Below are 17324 nucleotides of genomic sequence, written 5' to 3'. Positions count from 1 at the left end.
GAAAAAAAGTAGGGACATGATGAATCATGTCCCTACGACGTGGAAGGCTTTATTATTCCAGTGTCTTATCCAGCAACTCATAGAAGGCGGGATCCTCACCGACGACCGTCTTGACGATCTTGCCCTGGGGATCGACGAGGATCTTCGTGGGGAAGCCACTGATGGCATAGTCCTCCAGCAAATGGCTGTCCTTGTCACAATACACCTGCTTCCATGTCATCCCGTTCTTCTTCACGGCAGCACGCCATTTCTCCGGCGTGTCCTGGCAGTCGACACCGACGATTTCCAGCTTGTCCTTGTACTTAGCATAGTATTTTCTCATCTCCGGCATACCCTTGATACACCAATAGCACCAGGAGCCCCAGAAATCAATGACGACATATTTGCCACGGAGACTGCTCAGCGTGAAGGGTTTGCCGTCGATGTCCTTCAGCGTGAAGTCCTTAGCCTCAACCCCACTGGCCTGGATCTTCTCAGCGCGGACCTCTTCCTCTTTCTCTTTCTGTGCCTGGTCGAGGAACCGCTGATAATAACATTTCATCCTACCGTCACGGACAGAGGAATCGAGGGCGGCGACACCCGCTTTCATCAGATCAAGATCCTCTAGTTCGGGGATGATGGCGGCAGAGGCCTCCTCCGAAGGGTGAGCCTTGATATAGTTCAACACCGTCTCGTGGTATTCTTTCTCCAGAGCCGGCATCTGCGCGTCATAGTCCTTGGCTACGGCATCACGACTCTCGCCTTTCGACAGACGGTCATCACAGGCTTTCTCGAGGGCATTGATCTTCTGCTGCCCCGCCTCCATCATCAGGTCGGCCTGGTGATACTGCTGATAGAACTTACTGCCCGTGATGTCATAACGCATGTTGATATCGCCCTTCAGCTGCGCCTCCTCACCGGGAACAGCAACGATGGTGAACCGCTTGTGATCCTGATGGCGCATTGTGGCTGGGGTAAAGAAATACACGCTCTTCGGCTTGTCGATATTGGCGGTATACTCAAACTTCCCTTTCTTCACGAGAATCGTATCACGCAACAGTTTCGGCTGTGCCGACCGCAGGACGATCAGTGTGTCGCCGATGTTAGCCAACTGGCCCTTGACGACAAAACGCTGTGGCGTACCGGCGAAAACAGTAGTGGTGAGCGCCCAGGCTCCCATACAACTCAATAACTTCTTGTTCATAGCTTTTTTGAATCAATTTTACTACAAAACTACATCTTTATACGTTATCCGACACATCATCTCCAGGAAATTTAAGAATATATAACACTGTAGGGACATGATTCATCATGTTCCTTATTCATTAAGAAGACATAATAACAGATTTCACATATACAGTGCAGTGTATGTAAAATCTGTTACTCTGTCTTTTATCATCCCGTCTGTTCGAGTAAAAATCTGTATTTTATGTTCGGAGTTCGGAATAATTTTGTAACTTTGCAGCATAAAAGAATTTTCGAAAATTAGATTTATGAACATTTTAGAGTTAAGCGAACAAGAGATTGGTCGCCGCCAGAGTCTTCAGGAGCTGCGCAACATGGGTATCGACCCCTATCCAGCAGCCGAGTTTCCCACCAATGCCTTCAGTACGGATATCAAGGCAGAATACAAAGAGGGCGAGAAACGCGAAGTCGTCATCGCCGGCCGTATGATGACACGTCGTGTCATGGGTAAGGCCAGCTTCGTTGAGCTCCAGGACTCCAAGGGCCGTATTCAGGTCTATGTCACCCGTGATGATATCTGTCCCGACGAGAACAAGGACCTCTATAATAAGGTCTTCAAGAAACTCCTTGACATCGGTGACTTTATCGGCATCAAAGGCTTCGTTTTTAAGACACAGACCGGAGAGGTGAGTGTCCATGCCCAGAGCCTGAAACTCCTCAGCAAGAGCCTCAAACCGCTGCCCATCGTGAAATACAAGGATGGCGTGGCCTATGATAAGTTCGACGATCCCGAGCTGCGCGCCCGTCAGCGTTATGTCGACCTCATCGTCAACGATGGCGTCAAGGACACGTTCCTCAAGCGTGCCACCGTGCTGCGTACGATGCGTGACTTCTTCGACAAGGCCGGATATACGGAGGTGGAGACGCCGATTCTGCAGTCTATCCCCGGTGGTGCCAGCGCCCGTCCGTTCATCACCCATTTCAATGCCCTGAACATCGATATGTACATGCGTATCGCTACAGAGCTCTACCTCAAGCGACTCATCGTTGGTGGCTTTGAGGGTGTCTACGAGATCGGCAAGAACTTCCGCAACGAGGGTATGGACAAATACCACAATCCTGAGTTCACCTGTATGGAACTCTATGTTCAGTATAAGGATTACAACTGGATGATGAGCTTCACGGAGAAACTCCTGGAGACAATCTGTGTTGCCGTCAACGGCTCTACGGAGGTGAAGAACGGTGATCACATGATCTCCTTCAAGGCCCCGTTCCGCCGTATCCCTATCCTCGATGCCATCAAGGAGAAGACCGGCTTCGACTGCAACGGCAAGAGTGAGGACGAGATCCGCCAGTTCTGCCTCAGCAAGGGTATGGAGGTTGACGAGACGATGGGTAAGGGTAAGCTCATCGACGAGCTCTTTGGCGAGTTCTGTGAGGGAACCTTCATCCAGCCGACCTTCGTCATCGACTATCCCGTGGAGATGAGTCCGCTGACGAAGATGCACCGCAGCAAGCCCGGACTGACCGAGCGCTTCGAACTGATGGTCAACGGCAAGGAACTCGCCAACGCCTACTCTGAGCTCAATGACCCCATCGACCAGGAGGAGCGCTTCAAGGAGCAGATGCGCCTCGCCGACAAGGGTGATGATGAGGCCATGATCATCGACCATGACTTCCTCCGCGCCTTGCAGTATGGTATGCCGCCGACGAGTGGTATCGGTATCGGAATCGACCGTCTGTGCATGCTCATGATCGGTAAGGAGAATATCCAGGAGATCATGCTCTTCCCGCAGATGAAGCCTGAGGCTAAGATCCCGCAGAGCTCCATCAAGGAGTGGGCCGCCATCGGTGTCCCCGAAGACTGGGTCTACGTGCTTCGCAAGGCCGGCTTCAACCTCATCACGGATATCAAGGGTGAGAAAGCCCAGGGTCTGCAGCAGAAGATCGGTGAGATCAACAAGAAATATAAACTCGGCTACGAGAAACCGTCTGTCGACGACATCCAGAAATGGATTGATGCCGCAGGCAACAGTGCTGCCGAATAAATTCTACGACTGTCCATGCGCCTGATTCATAAGATCAAACAAGCCCTCGGCCTCGCCAAGAGAGGCTATGTCCCCGATTTCGGCCGTGTCGCCATCATCGGGGGCGGCTCATGGGCTACCGCCATCGCCAAGATTGTGGTGGATCACACCCATCACATCGGATGGTATATGCGGCGCGACGACCGCATCGCCGACTTCCTTAAGCTCGGCCATAACCCCGCCTATCTCACGGGACTGCATTTCGACACTGATGAGATCGACTTTTCCTCCGACATCAACGCCATCGTACGCCGTTACGACACGCTGATCTTCGTCACCCCTTCTCCTTATCTCAAGGATCATCTGAGGAAGCTCACGACGGACCTCAGCCAGAAGATCATCGTCACGGCCATCAAGGGTATCGTGCCCGAGGAGGATGTCGTCTGTTCGGAATATTTCCACAACCGCTACCACGTGCCCTACCGCCAGCTGCTGTGCATCGGCGGCCCATCACATGCTGAGGAGGTGGCGCTGGAACGGCTGACCTACCTCACCGTCGCCTGCAGCGAGGAAAAGGTAGCCCGGGAGTTTGCCGAACAGGTCCTCGAATGCAACTACATCCATACGGAGACATCCCCCGATGTCGTCGGCATCGAATATGCCGCCGTGCTGAAGAATGTCTATGCCATCTGCGCCGGTATCACCAGTAGTCTCGGCTATGGCGACAACTTTCAGGCCGTGCTGCTGACGAATGCCATCCGTGAGATGGACCGTTTCCTCTCCGCCGTTAACCCTGTCCACCGGAACATCTGCGACAGCGTGTACCTCGGTGACCTCCTTGTCACGGGATATTCCAACTTCTCCCGAAACCGTACCTTCGGTATGATGATCGGCAAGGGGTATTCCATCAAGAGCGCACAGGTAGAGATGAAGATGGTGGCCGAAGGCTATTACGGCACAAAATGCATGACAGAGCTCAACGCACAGGTCCATGTCGACATGCCCATCCTACGTACTGTACACCATATATTATATGAGGGGGGCAACGCACGACAGGATATCGCCGGGCTCACTACACAATTAAATTGATTTCTGAATGTTTCACAAATAAAGTTATGAAGAATATCACTTTAGACATCACCAAGGCTGCCCAGTTCCTCAAGCCGGGCACGGTTGAGGGCTATGAGGCCCAGGTAAAAGACGCACAGAAAGCCCTCGAGGATGGCACCTGCGCTGGTAACGACTTCCTCGGATGGCTCCACCTGCCGTCTTCCATCACTGATGACTTCCTGGCACAGATCCAGGCTGTCGCAGACACGCTGCGCTCCAAGTGCGAGGCTGTCGTCGTCGCCGGTATCGGTGGCTCCTATCTCGGCGCCCGTGCCGTCATCGAGGCCCTGAACAACTCCTTCGCATGGCTCGTCAACGACAAGAAGAACCCCACGATCCTTTTCGCCGGTAACAACATCGGTGAGGACTACCTCGCTGAGCTCACCGACTATCTGAAGGATAAGAAGTTTGGTGTCATCAATATCTCCAAGTCCGGTACGACAACGGAGACCGCCCTCACCTTCCGTCTGCTGAAGCGTCAGTGCGAGGCTCAGCGTGGCAAGGAAGAGGCTAAGGATGTCATCGTCGCCGTCACCGACGCCCATAAGGGTGCCGCCCGCGCCGCTGCTACGAAAGAGGGTTACAAGACCTTCGTCATCCCCGACAATGTCGGTGGTCGTTTCTCCGTCCTCACGCCGGTAGGTCTGCTGCCGATCGCTGTCGCCGGTTACGACATCAAGGAGCTCGTCAAGGGCGCACAGGATATGGAGAAGGCTACGGCCATCGATGTTCCCTTCGCTGAGAACCCCTCCGCACAGTATGCTGCCGTTCGTAATGGTCTCTATGCCCAGGCCGGCAAGAAGATTGAGATCGTTGCCAACTTCCAGCCGAAGCTCCACTTCTTCGCTGAGTGGTGGAAGCAGCTCTACGGCGAGAGTGAGGGTAAGGACAATAAGGGTATCTTCCCCGCTGCCTGCGACTTCACGACCGACCTCCACTCCATGGGTCAGTGGATCCAGCAGGGTGAGCGCTCCATCTTCGAGACGGTCATCAGCGTTGAGGAGCCGGAGAAGAAGGTTCTCTTCCCGCATGACGACGAGAACCTCGACGGTCTGAACTTCCTCGAGGGTAAGCGTGTCGACGAGGTCAACAAGATGGCTGAGCTCGGTACCCGTCTGGCTCATGTCGATGGTGGCGTACCTAACATCCGTATCTCTGTTCCCCGTCTCGAGGCATACTACATTGGCCAGCTCATCTACTTCTTCGAGAAGGCCTGCGGTATCAGTGGGCTCCTCCTCGGTGTGAACCCCTTCAACCAGCCGGGTGTTGAGGCTTACAAGAAGAACATGTTCGCCCTCCTCAACAAGCCCGGTTACGAGGCTGAGAGCAAGGCGATCCAGGAAAGACTGAAGAATGAGTAAAAAAGCATTTCTCTTTGACATGGACGGCGTGCTGTACGACAGCATGCCGCACCATGCCATTGCCTGGCAACAGTCGATGAAGAAATTCGGCATCCATATGACGGCTGCCGACGCCTATGCCACGGAAGGAGCCCGCGGCATCGACACCATCCGGCTCTTTGCCCGTCAGCAGCTCCATGAGGAACTCACCTTACAACAGGCCCAGGAGATGTACGACGAGAAGACGCGCATCTTCCATGAGATGGGTGACGCCCCGATCTTCGATGGTGTCCTCGACCTCATGCAGTGGCTCAACGATCATCATATCTCCGTCAATGTCGTCACGGGCAGTGGACAGCGCCCCTTGATTCGCCGCCTCCTCCATGACTTCGGCGATTTCCTTGACGAGGACCACATCACGACAGCCTATGACGTAGACCGTGGAAAACCATACCCCGATCCTTACCTCGCCGGTCTCCGGAAAGCCGGTAACCTCAAGCCCTCCGATGCTGTCGTCGTGGAGAATGCCCCCTTGGGCATCCGCTCCGGTGTCGCCGCCGGCATCTATACCGTCGCCATCAACAGCGGCCCCCTCCCCGACGCTACCCTCCTCGCCGAACATCCGAACAAACTCTTCCCCACCATCCGAGATTTCTACAACACACTACGGGATAGAAAGACAGAAAGATAAAAGACAGAGTAACAGATTTTACATATATACTGCGCAAAATGATAAAAGACAGAATAACAGATTTTACATATACTGTATACAATGTGTTTCTTCTGTTATTATGTCTTTGAAAATATGTCCCATCTGTTATTATGTCTTTAATAAGAATATATGTTTCATCTAACATAAGTTTGTCATGAATATATTGTCCCATATCATCTCTCAGTCCTTGTCCCTCCAGGATAGTCGCATTGATGCCACGCTGGCTCTGTTGGACGAAGGCTGTACCATCCCTTTTATTGCCCGTTACCGCAAGGAACGGACGGGAGGTCTCGACGAGGTCCAGATCGCGCATATCGCTGACCTCTATTCCAAACTCAAGGAACTGCAGAAACGTAAGGAGACGGTCCTCAACACCATCTCCGCTCAGGGAAAACTCACGCCGGAGCTGAAGAAACGCGTCGACGACTGTTGGGATGCCAACAGCCTCGAAGACCTGTACCTCCCCTATAAGCCCAAACGGCGCACGAAGGCACAGATTGCGCGCGAACAAGGTCTCGAGCCCCTCGCCACCGTATTATTATTACAACGGGAGCGGGATCCCGAGACTGTCGCCGCACGCTATGTCAAAGGCGATGTCGCCGATGCCGCTCAGGCCCTCCAGGGCGCAAAAGATATTATCGCTGAGATGGTCAGTGAGGATGAGCAGGCCCGTAAGAGTGTCCGTGCCGTCTACCGCCGTGAGGCTATGATCTCCTCAAAGGTCGTTGCCAAGAAGAAGGACACGGACGAGGCCCAGAAATACAGTGACTATTTCGACTGGTCAGAACCGCTGAAACGCTGTTCCTCCCACCGTCTCCTCGCCATGCGGCGCGGAGAAAAAGAGGGTATTCTGCGTGTCTCCATCTCTGCTGATGATGAGGACTGCAGTGATCGGCTTCACCGCCAGTTTGTCCATGGCAACGGCCCCTGTCAGCACCTCGTCAGCGAGGCTGTTGATGACGGATTCAAACGACTCATCAAACCGTCCATGGAGACGGAGTTCTCCTCGCTGAGTAAGGAGAAAGCCGACGAGGAAGCCATCACCGTCTTCGCCGAGAACCTCCGTCAGCTTCTCCTCGCCGCCCCACTGGGACAGAAGCGTGTGCTCGGTGTCGACCCCGGCATCCGAACAGGTTGTAAGATCGTCTGCCTCGACGCCCAGGGTAACCTGCTGCATCATGAGGTGGCACAGATTGCCCGTCAGCCACAGACGGCGGCGGCACAGTTGCAGCGGCTCGTCAACGACTACCGTCTCGAGGCTATCGCCATCGGCAATGGTACCTATTCCCGAGAATCATCCGATTTCATCCATGGACTGCAGTTCAACCATCCCGTACAGATCTTCGTTGTCTCCGAGGATGGCGCCTCCGTCTATTCCGCCTCAGAGACCGCCCGTGAGGAGTTCCCCGATGAAGATGTCACCGTGCGTGGTGCCGTGAGTATCGCACGCCGACTGATGGATCCCCTCGCTGAACTCGTAAAGATTGACCCGAAGAGCATCGGAGTGGGACAGTATCAGCATGATGTCGACCAAGTTGACCTCAAGCACAGCCTCGACACCACCGTGGAACTCTGTGTCAACCGTGTCGGCGTGAATGTCAACACTGCCAGCAAACATCTGCTGACGTATGTCAGTGGACTCGGTCCTTCGCTGGCACAGAATATCGTTGACTACCGACGGGAGAACGGCCCCTTCGCCTCCCGTGCGCAACTGAAAAAGGTGCCGCGCCTCGGGCCTGCCGCCTTTGAACAGTGTGCCGGCTTCCTCCGTATCCCGGGGGCGAAGAATCCCCTCGACAACAGTGCCGTACATCCCGAGAGTTACAAGATCGTAGAGCAGATGGCTAAGGATTGTGGCTGTAAGGTTGCCGATCTCATCCATGATCCCGAGAAGCGCAAGAAGATCCGGTTGGAGAAATACGTTACTAAAGATGTCGGTATGCCGACACTCTGTGATATCCTGAAAGAACTGGAGAAGCCGGGCCGTGACCCACGAGAACAGATCGAAGAGTTCGCCTTCGATCCGAATGTCAAGACCCCCGATGACCTGAAGCCTGGTATGGAGCTCCCGGGTATTATCACGAACATCACCAACTTCGGTGCTTTCGTCGACATCGGTGTTCATCAGGACGGACTGGTACATATCAGTCAGCTCGCCGACCACTATGTGAAGGACCCCACCGAGGTGGTCCATCTCCACGAGCATGTCCGCGTCCGTGTCCTCGACGTCGACAACCGCCGCCACCGTATCTCCCTGACGATGCGCCTATAACAAACAGAAACCGCCTGACTCCTTTCGGAATCAGGCGGTTTTTGTAGAGACAATGGGACTCGAACCCATGACCTCTGCAATGTGACTGCAGCGCTCTAAACCAGCTGGGCTATGCCTCTATGTTTGAATTGCGAGTGCAAAAGTACGGCAAATATTCGGAATATCCAAATTATTTGCCGTATTTTTTTCTTTTTCATCGGAGGGCGCCCATAAGGGATGCCCCTACAGAGGAGGGGGATCAGAGGTAGCTCTGGATCTTCTCCATCAGTGTGGAGAGGTTTCCGCCATCCACGAAGCAATGGTCGACATAGACGGCGATAGGCATAATGAGACGGTCCCCCCTGTGCACGACCTTCCCGACATTCATCAGCGGCCAGTCACTGCCCAAGCCAGGCTTATGAAAGGTATAGGTCATACTCGTAAAGTACAACCGCGGCGTGACGGAGATATTCACCACGCCCGTCTGTCCCGACTCAATAAGTTCCCGATTGACGCCATAAGGATCACCGTCTTCCGGAATATGACTCTTGAGTTCCATGAATTTCTCATAAAAAGTCTTGTAGTCCTTGATATAAGGAATCAATACGGTATAGAACGTCTTCCCTGGAACGGCGAGGGGCACTGTGGCACCTATTTCGTCAAACCAGCATACGCCGTCACCATCGGGACGGTAGCCGAATTCCCGGATCTCATTGACGGCCCGCAGGATGGCATAGAGATAACGGATGAAGAAACTCTCATGCCGTTGCTTCGCCTCCGCGTAAGCCTCCGTGACATCCACTTCCGAGGTGATACTATACCAACTATTGGCAAAATCACGCATGAACCGCCAGTTGTCCCGTCGGTCCCAATGTTCAATATCTACAGGATGTTTCATAACTTTTCTTTTATTCTGCTGCAAAAAAACGGAAAAGAAACGAAACGAACAAGAATCTCCAAATAAATTCGTACCTTTGCAACCCGTACGGTCATGACCCATCATGTTCCGCCCATCCCGGCATCAATAAATTTCAAAAACGACAATAAATGGAGAGATTTTTTTCCGTTGATGGCTGGCTGAACACCACCATCGGCAGCATCAACAACGTACTGTGGTCCTATATCCTCATCATCGCCCTCATCGGCTGTGCCATCCTCTTCACGTGGAAGACCCGTGGCGTACAGTTCCGAATGTTCGGTGAGATGATCCGCCTCCTCGGTGACTCCACGAAGAAAGAGCATGAGAAACATGTGTCGTCCTTCGAGGCCTTCGCCGTATCTATTGCCTCGCGTGTGGGAACAGGCAACCTCGCAGGCGTAGCCACGGCCATTGCCGTGGGCGGTCCCGGCGCCATCTTCTGGATGTGGGTCATCGCCCTGATGGGATCGGCAACGGCCTTCATCGAGTCGACTCTCGCCCAACTCTACAAACGGCATACGGCAGGATCCTTCATCGGTGGACCGGCCTATTATATGCAGTACGGTCTCCACAAGCCCTGGATGGCCAAGCTCTATGCTGTCCTCATCACGGCGACCTTCTGTATGGCCTATATCTCCGTACAGAGCAATACCATCTGCGGAGCAATGGATAAGGCCTTTGGCATCTCGCCCCTCTCCGTGGGCATCTTCCTCGTCGTCATATCCACGGCATGTGTCTTCGGCGGTATCAACCGTATTGCGAAAGTCAGTGCCATCCTCGTGCCCGTCATGGCTATCCTCTATATCATCCTCGCCATCGTCATCATTGCGATGAACATCCGACTGATCCCGCAGGTCTTCGAGCTCATCCTCTCCAACGCCCTTGGCTTCCGGCCCTTTGCCGGCGGCACCTTCGGTATGATGGTCATGACGGGTATCAAGCGCGGCCTCTTCTCCAATGAGGCCGGTGAGGGATCGGCAGCTTGTGCGGCGAGTATCGCCAGTGTCAGCCATCCCGTCAAACAGGGTCTCGTACAGGCGCTGAGCGTCTTCACCGATACTATCCTCATCTGCAGTTGTACGGCCTTCATCATCCTCATCAGTGGGGTCTATACCAACGACAGCCTCAACGGTATCCAACTGACACAGACGGCCCTGCAACAGGAGATCGGCAGTGCGGGCCCCGCCTTCGTGGCTGTCGCCATCTTCCTCTTCGCCTTCTCCTCCATCATCGGCAACTACACCTATGGTGAGATGAACGTGAAATTCCTGACCTCCGACAAGCGGTGGCTCTTCTTCGTCAGAATCATGAACGGTGCCGTGATGGTCCTCTTCGGTGCCCTTGCCAGCCTCGACCTTGTTTGGAACCTCGGTGATCTCTGCATGGGTTGTATCACCCTCTGTAACCTCGTGGCCATCGTCAAACTTCATCCTCAGGCCCTCTGGCTCCTCCGTGACTATCAGAAACAGAAACGATCAGGCATCAAGAGTCCTGTCTTCCACAAAGAACAGATCCCCGACGTGGAACAGGATGAACTGAAAGGATGGAAATAAAAAAGACCGGCAGACATTGGGACGTACGCTTCGTCCTTGTCTGCCGGCTGGTCATAAAAAAAACTACTATTTGAAGTTGAAGTTGGACTTTGTCTCTCTATCTCTCTGTCTAAATACCTACTAAGTTTTTACATTTGCAAAGATACAATATCTTTGCTCTCCCTCAGCAAATCATTCAGCCAAACTGCCATTTCATTCAGTGAAATGAATAGTGTAGGGATATGATTCATCATGTTCCACATCCACATTCTATTACTTATTTCCCCACATAGTTTTTGTTCAGATAATCATTGAAGGCCTCCTTGTAGAGTTCACCGATAGGCAGAAGGACATCATCGCGCAGAAGGACGCGCGTCTTACTCACCTCTTTAATATACCGGAGGTTGATAATATAGGAACGATGGATACGCAGGAAATAGGATGGCAGGCGCTCCTCCAGCCGCTTCATCGAATAGAGGGTGATGACGGGGCGCAGGGGATGGCCTTGGGCGTCGACACCATCGAGATGGAGCTTGAGATATTCACTCATACTCTCCACATAGACGATGGAACTCAAAGCCACACGGACCATCCGGTTCTCTACCTTCACGAAGAGAGAATCGGTATCGGCAGAGAGGCGACGGTTATCAGCGGCCTCAGTGGCTACATCCGAGCCGGCTGCGATCTCTTCATCTGAAGCACTGGCAGCAGGACAGCCGGCAACACCGGAGTCATCCGTCGTTCTCTCTCCGAGCCGCCGCTGCAATTTCGCTGCCGCCCGCCGGAAGTCATCGAGCCCGAAGGGTTTGAGAAGGTAGTCGACGGCATCCACCTTATAGCCCTCCAGGGCATACTCTGAATAGGCTGTGGTGAAAACGACGAGCGGCGGACAGGACAATCCCTTGATAAAGTCCATCCCATTGAGGTCGGGCATATTGATATCACAGAAGATGGCATCGACGATCTGATGGTCGAGGATCTGCTGAGCATCGACAGCACTCGTACAAGCTGCTGTGAGTTCGAGGTCTGGAACCATCGTGATGAAATCTTTCAATTGTTTGAGCGCCAAGGGCTCATCATCTATAGCGAGGCATCTGATCATATTTCTTTTCCTTTATTTTTATTTCAACAATCGCATGGTAAACTCAGTTTAACGGTATAGACCTCCTTGCCATCATTTATCGTCAGGTCGTAACGAGAACCGTAGATCAAGTCCAGCCGCTGCCGGACATTACGAAGACCTACGCCACCCTCCGTCGGCACCGTCGAGTCGCCCTTGGAGGATTCCCGCTTACTGTTCATGCAGATGAACAGCAACTGCCCGTCCTCAACATCCATGGAGATGGTGATGAAACTCCCATGCCGGTTGCTCACGCCATGCTTGAAAGAGTTTTCCACGAAGGTGACATAGAGCAACGGAGGGATAAGGATATCCGGCATATTCTCCGGGATATCCATCGTCACCGTCAGCCGCTCGTCATAGCGCAGGCGCATCAGCCTGACATAGTTGCGCAGAAATGTGATCTCCTTCTGCAACGGCACACGGGGCTTGTCGCCCTCATAGAGGATAAAGCGCATCATCACACTGAGTTCCCGCAGCGCCGCTTTCGCCGCCTCAGGGTCCATATCGACCAGGACCTGGATATTATTGAGGGTATTCATGAAGAAATGGGGATTAATCTGGTATTTCAGATATTCCAGCTGTTGTACGACCCTCGTATGTTCCAACTGTTCAATACTCGCCCGGTCACGCTCATTCTTGAAATAGAGTTTCACGCCGAGGTTCAGCCCGAGCAGACCGATCAGGATCAGCGTGTTGACGATAGGACCGGGACCAAGACTGTTATGAAGGACGTTAATATCTCTCCGGTCCGCTCCCATCGGCCCAGGTGGAGGCGTGAGATGTCCCGGCAGTTCCCGTTGCTCTTCTTCCAGTCTTGGATCTCTTGGCTTGTCGCCGGCACACTGCACCATCAGGAATGCCGCAATGAGGATGGTCGTGGAAAGCAGATAGATTCTCCGCTTCTGACGGTATATGAGCAACGGGGCAAGGATAAAGTCATGAATGACGAAGATGATGAGATAGACGGACATCATCAACCACAACGGCCATACATCCTTCCAAAGCAAGATCCGATGAGCTCCGGAAGTAATGGGACGGAAATAGAAACTGATGACGGGTGTGAGGAAAAGGACGATCCACAACCCCACATAGATCAGTTTCTCCCGCGTGATATGATATTTCAAAATTTTCAACCTTGTGATTGTTCTCATCAGCTTTTAAATGTTTCGGATTACAAAGATAAGAACAATCCGTGACGAAAACAAAATCTTTCAGCAAAAAGTTTGATTCTTTCTGTGAAAAGGGTAGGGCGCGGTCCTTGTGGCCACAAGGGCCGCACCCTATAAGGGGGAAATCAGGCCTCAATGCCATAAAACTTCTCCCGCAACGGCGCGAGACGCCCGTATTTCGACGGATCATCGCTCTCGTCTTTCAGCCCCGTACCACTCTGTCGGCGGTTGAAAGCGGCATCGATGAGCCACGCGAGTTTAAAGGCGGCGGCATCATAACCCAGTCCCTCGGGACGGATATTGGAGATACAGTTGCGCTCACTCTCCATACGGCCGAAATAAGGCTTGTAGGTCATATACACGCTCAGACTGTCGGGGGAGGACAAGCCCGGACGCTCCCCAATGAGCTGGGCCACCAAACTGGCATTCATGATCCCCGCGATATCGTCGGCTAAGGCGACACGGCTTTCATGGGCCAGAACGACAGGGCCGACCGATAGATGAAGGGCCTTGAGATAAGGAAGGAGACGGGCCACAAGGGGTACGGCCTGCCGGTGGACGGCTTTCGACGAGAGGCCGTCGGCGATGACGAGGAGCACGTCACAACCGGGATAATGCATGGCTTTCAGCCGCGCCCTACTCTCATCATTCAACCGTCTGCCGAGATCGGGACGACGGATGAAGGTAGCACGGTCTACAGCCTTACTCTCCACCTCCAGGGTATGCAGTCCGAGCTTATGAAGTTGCTCGGCGACCTTCCGGGAGTCGAACGGCATCTGTATGGAGTCACGGGCCCGGGCATGAGCCAGCCGGAACTGCAGATAATCATTGGTGAGGACACTGCTGCCCGTTCGTCCCAAGGCGATACGGGCATCGGTGAACTGGCGGAGCGACTGCCAGCAGTCCTTCTCCTCCAGATGTTTCGGTCTTATACTGATTGATGCTTCCATTTTTCACTCATATTTATAGCTCTCTATCCTGCATAATTCATAGATCAATGCGGGTGCGTGGCCGCAACATGGCGGCCACCTACTTTCCTACCCCACGAGTTTCATCAGGGCGTGCGTCGGCGCAGCCTGGAGAATGCGGCCCTCGGCATTGAAGAGCTTCATCTTCTCCAGCCACTGCTCAAACTCGGGGGCGGGACGCTTGCCGAGCATCTTCCGCGTGGAGATGACATCATGGAAACTGGTGCTCTGATAACCGAGCATGATATCATCAGCGCCGGGGATCCCCATCACATAACTGACTCCGGCGACACCGAGCAACAGCAACAGATTGTCCATATCATCCTGGTCGGCCTCAGCATGATTCGTATAACAGATGTCACACCCCATGGGGACCCCCATGAGCTTGCCACAGAAATGATCCTCCAGACCGGCACGCGTGATCTGCTTGCCGTCATAGAGATACTCGGGACCGATGAACCCGACGACGGTATTCACCAACAACGGGTGATAGCGACGGGCCACAGCATAACAACGGCACTCACACGTCTGCTCATCAACGCCGAAGTTGGCATCCGACGACAGCGCTGAGCCCTGACCGGTCTCGAAATACATGCAGTTGTCGCCCAGGGTGCCGCGATGGAGACTGCGCACGGCATCATAACCCTCGTCGAGGAGTTTGAGGTTGATGCCGAAACCGGCATTGGCCTTCTCCGTTCCGGCGATACTCTGAAAGAGGAGGTCTATCGGCGCACCACGCTCGATCATCTCGATACCTGTGGTGATATGACTGAGCACACAGCTCTGTGTGGGGATTTCATAATTCGTGATGACAGCGTCCAGCATCTTCTCCAAATTGACGAGCAACGGTACGGAGTCACTGGCCGGATTGATACCGATAACGGCATCACCACAACCGTACATCAGTCCGTCGATGATACTCGCGGCGATACCCTTGAGGTCGTCGGTTGGACTGTTCGGCTGCAAGCGGGACGCCATGGAGCCCTGCAGACCGATGGTATTGCGGAACTTCGTCACCACATGACATTTCTGTGCTGCGAGCACCAGGTCCTGATTGCGCATGAGCTTCGAGACGGCAGCCGCCATCTCCGGCGTGATACCCGGTGCTGCCGCCGTGAGCATCTCCGGTGTCGTATGGTCATTGAGGATCCAGTTGCGGAACTCCCCCACCGTGAGATCGCTGATGGGTGCGAAAGCCCCGGCGTCATGGGTGTCGAAGACCAGCCGTGTCACCTCATCCTTTTCATAGTCTATGAGCGGTTCCTCCAGGAAACGCCGTAAGGGCACGTCAGCAAGACACATCTGTGCCGCCACATGCTCTTCCATGCTTTTGGCTGCGATACCAGCCAATTGGTCCCCGGACCTCAAGGGGGTGGCCTTGGCCATCAACATCTTCAAGTCGGGGAACGCAAAGGTGGTATGATCTAACGTGATCTTATACATAGGCAGAAATGAATTTCTTTTAAAACAGGATCGGTACGAGATAGATGGCCAGAGAGATGACGGTCACAACGGCCGTGCCCCATGCCCAGATCTTATACTCCTTGTCGATGTGCTTCTTCTCCACTGCTGTGGGCTCGTCGACCTCACCGACCTCAGCCTCGATGGACGGCATCACATCCTTATGGCCGCGAGTGTAGAGGAAGAAGTAGATGAGAGAGGCAACACCGATGATGGCGGCGGTAATCAGGGCCATGTGGTCAGCGAAGATGAGCATGAACGTGTAGACCACGATGGTGAACCAGCAGCCGAAGGTACCATAGGGAGCCTTATACGGTCGCTTCAGTTCGGGATATTTCTTCTTCAGTCCGAGATAGGCCAGACAACCAATCATGTAGCAGACAGCCAGAGAGATCAGGGATACGGATGCGATATACGTGATGGAGTTCGTGGCGATGAGGATGAAGTTGATGATACCCACGAGGATGATGGCGTTGTTCGGCGTGTTGAAATGCGGGGAGATCTTACCGAGGAATTTCGGCAGACTGTGATCCTCGGCCATCGTGTAGATATAACGGGCCGGTGCGGCAATACCCGGGTTGATGGTACTCAGGTCACCACCGAAGGTGATAGCTATACAGAGCAGGATGATCGGGGCGCCGACTAATCCGGCAGCCTTCAGACCTTCGGCATAAGGAGCGTCGGAGACGGCGAGCATACCATAGTGGGCCGGACTGACGAGGGCCACGAGGAACCACTGGAAGAGGGCGTTGACGGCAAAGACGAGGAAGACGGAGAGTTTCAGGGCTCTCGGCAGGGTGTACTGCGGGAATTTCGTCTCACCACCGACGGAGCAGCAGGTCTCGAAACCGGTGTAGCACCACCAAACGAATAAAAAGATAGTATAATTATTTCGCAAATAACAATATGCTGTTTTGAAGCGAAAAATACATATCATACTGTAAGGAAAATAGGGGTTCAAGCCTTACAGTTTAACACAAAATTGATTTATGTCAAGAAACAAGAGATTGGCCACTTCTACTCTGCCTATTGTAGGTGGCCGCCATGTTGCGGCCACCTACAATAGGATCCGTGAATTATTCAGGTTACAAATATATCTGTCGGAAAAAGATGTCGTTACGATAAAATGTTGTAACTTTGCAGCGGAATTCCAAAGATTGTTTTTATGTTCAAAGATTTCATGCTCGTAGGAATGGGCAGTTTCATGGGTGGCGGCCTCCGCTTCTGTATCTCCAAATGGCTTCAGGTCCTTGGTCCCGACCGTTTCCCCCTTGGTACCCTTGGTGTAAACATCGTAGGCTGCTTCATCATTGGCCTGCTCTCGGGATTGCCATTCAACGGCCGTTTCCTCTCCCCGACGGCCCGTATGGTCCTCACCACGGGCTTCTGTGGCGGCTTCACCACGTTCTCCACCTTTATGAAGGAGAACGGTCAGCTGATCACCGGTCATGACTACCACTTCTTCGTGGTATACCTCTTCCTGAGCCTTTTCCTCGGCATGGTTGCCCTCTTCGCCGGACAACACCTGTCAAGGGTCATCGCGTAAGG

General features: G+C 53.4%; 14 protein-coding genes and 1 tRNA gene. 7 read left to right on the top strand and 8 right to left on the bottom strand.

Annotation, left to right across the window (positions count from 1 at the left end):
• Nucleotides 1-52: 52 nt before the first annotated feature.
• Complete coding sequence (locus G604_RS0101170; protein WP_028908942.1) at nucleotides 53-1183, bottom strand: TlpA disulfide reductase family protein; 1131 nt, start codon at nucleotides 1181-1183, stop codon at nucleotides 53-55.
• A gap of 289 nt (nucleotides 1184-1472) precedes the next feature.
• Here G604_RS0101170 and lysS point away from each other — a divergent pair, with 289 nt between their 5' ends.
• The 5 genes from lysS (at nucleotide 1473) to G604_RS0101145 (ending at nucleotide 8625) form a co-directional block, all read left to right on the top strand.
• Complete coding sequence (gene lysS / locus G604_RS0101165) at nucleotides 1473-3212, top strand: lysine--tRNA ligase (RefSeq protein WP_028908941.1); 1740 nt, start codon at nucleotides 1473-1475, stop codon at nucleotides 3210-3212.
• Between the two features lie 15 nt (nucleotides 3213-3227).
• On the top strand, nucleotides 3228-4280 hold the full coding sequence (locus tag G604_RS0101160; RefSeq protein ID WP_051220149.1) for an NAD(P)H-dependent glycerol-3-phosphate dehydrogenase: 1053 nt from the start codon (nucleotides 3228-3230) through the stop codon (nucleotides 4278-4280).
• 26 nt (nucleotides 4281-4306) lie between these two features.
• Nucleotides 4307-5662, top strand: coding sequence for a glucose-6-phosphate isomerase (locus G604_RS0101155; RefSeq protein WP_028908939.1), 1356 nt, complete (start codon nucleotides 4307-4309; stop codon nucleotides 5660-5662).
• Nucleotides 5655-6332 (top strand): HAD family hydrolase, encoded by a 678-nt coding sequence (locus G604_RS13180; RefSeq protein WP_051220148.1) that lies wholly within the window; start codon nucleotides 5655-5657, stop codon nucleotides 6330-6332. Before G604_RS0101155 ends, G604_RS13180 begins: the two co-directional genes overlap by 8 nt.
• Nucleotides 6333-6507: 175 nt before the next feature.
• Nucleotides 6508-8625, top strand: coding sequence for a Tex family protein (locus G604_RS0101145; RefSeq protein WP_028908938.1), 2118 nt, complete (start codon nucleotides 6508-6510; stop codon nucleotides 8623-8625).
• Between the two features lie 44 nt (nucleotides 8626-8669).
• Here G604_RS0101145 and G604_RS0101140 read toward each other — a convergent pair.
• Nucleotides 8670-8744 (bottom strand) — tRNA-Val (locus tag G604_RS0101140).
• 119 nt (nucleotides 8745-8863) lie between these two features.
• Nucleotides 8864-9502, bottom strand: coding sequence for a CatA-like O-acetyltransferase (locus G604_RS0101135; protein ID WP_028908937.1), 639 nt, complete (start codon nucleotides 9500-9502; stop codon nucleotides 8864-8866).
• Nucleotides 9503-9651: 149 nt separating this feature from the next.
• Here G604_RS0101135 and G604_RS0101130 point away from each other — a divergent pair, with 149 nt between their 5' ends.
• Nucleotides 9652-11076 (top strand): alanine/glycine:cation symporter family protein, encoded by a 1425-nt coding sequence (locus G604_RS0101130; RefSeq protein ID WP_028908936.1) that lies wholly within the window; start codon nucleotides 9652-9654, stop codon nucleotides 11074-11076.
• A 256-nt stretch (nucleotides 11077-11332) separates the two neighbouring features.
• Here the strand turns inward: G604_RS0101130 and G604_RS0101125 are convergent, their stop codons facing one another.
• The 5 genes from G604_RS0101125 to G604_RS13175 all read right to left on the bottom strand — a co-directional run bounded on the left by G604_RS0101125 (nucleotide 11333) and on the right by G604_RS13175 (nucleotide 16674).
• The gene (locus G604_RS0101125; RefSeq protein ID WP_036904227.1) at nucleotides 11333-12157 is read right to left on the bottom strand and encodes a LytR/AlgR family response regulator transcription factor; all 825 of its coding nucleotides are present in this window, start codon (nucleotides 12155-12157) and stop codon (nucleotides 11333-11335) included.
• A 23-nt stretch (nucleotides 12158-12180) separates the two neighbouring features.
• Nucleotides 12181-13329: a sensor histidine kinase gene (locus tag G604_RS0101120; RefSeq protein ID WP_081657600.1), complete on the bottom strand. Its 1149-nt coding sequence runs from the start codon at nucleotides 13327-13329 to the stop codon at nucleotides 12181-12183.
• A gap of 143 nt (nucleotides 13330-13472) precedes the next feature.
• Nucleotides 13473-14297 (bottom strand): ethanolamine ammonia-lyase subunit EutC, encoded by an 825-nt coding sequence (gene eutC, locus G604_RS0101115; RefSeq protein ID WP_051220146.1) that lies wholly within the window; start codon nucleotides 14295-14297, stop codon nucleotides 13473-13475.
• Between the two features lie 87 nt (nucleotides 14298-14384).
• Nucleotides 14385-15758: an ethanolamine ammonia-lyase subunit EutB gene (locus G604_RS0101110; RefSeq protein ID WP_028908932.1), complete on the bottom strand. Its 1374-nt coding sequence runs from the start codon at nucleotides 15756-15758 to the stop codon at nucleotides 14385-14387.
• A gap of 19 nt (nucleotides 15759-15777) precedes the next feature.
• Nucleotides 15778-16674: an APC family permease gene (locus G604_RS13175; protein WP_196801075.1), complete on the bottom strand. Its 897-nt coding sequence runs from the start codon at nucleotides 16672-16674 to the stop codon at nucleotides 15778-15780.
• A 267-nt stretch (nucleotides 16675-16941) separates the two neighbouring features.
• On the opposite strand from G604_RS13175, the gene G604_RS0101100 reads away from it, so the two are divergent.
• The gene (locus G604_RS0101100; RefSeq protein ID WP_028908931.1) at nucleotides 16942-17322 is read left to right on the top strand and encodes a fluoride efflux transporter FluC; all 381 of its coding nucleotides are present in this window, start codon (nucleotides 16942-16944) and stop codon (nucleotides 17320-17322) included.
• The last annotated feature ends 2 nt before the right edge of the window (nucleotides 17323-17324 follow it).

The sequence above is a fragment of the Prevotella sp. AGR2160 genome (assembly GCF_000424185.1).
Classification (GTDB): domain Bacteria; phylum Bacteroidota; class Bacteroidia; order Bacteroidales; family Bacteroidaceae; genus Prevotella.
Note: the sequence above shows the minus strand (reverse complement) of the source record. Positions and strands in the feature narration are given on the sequence as shown.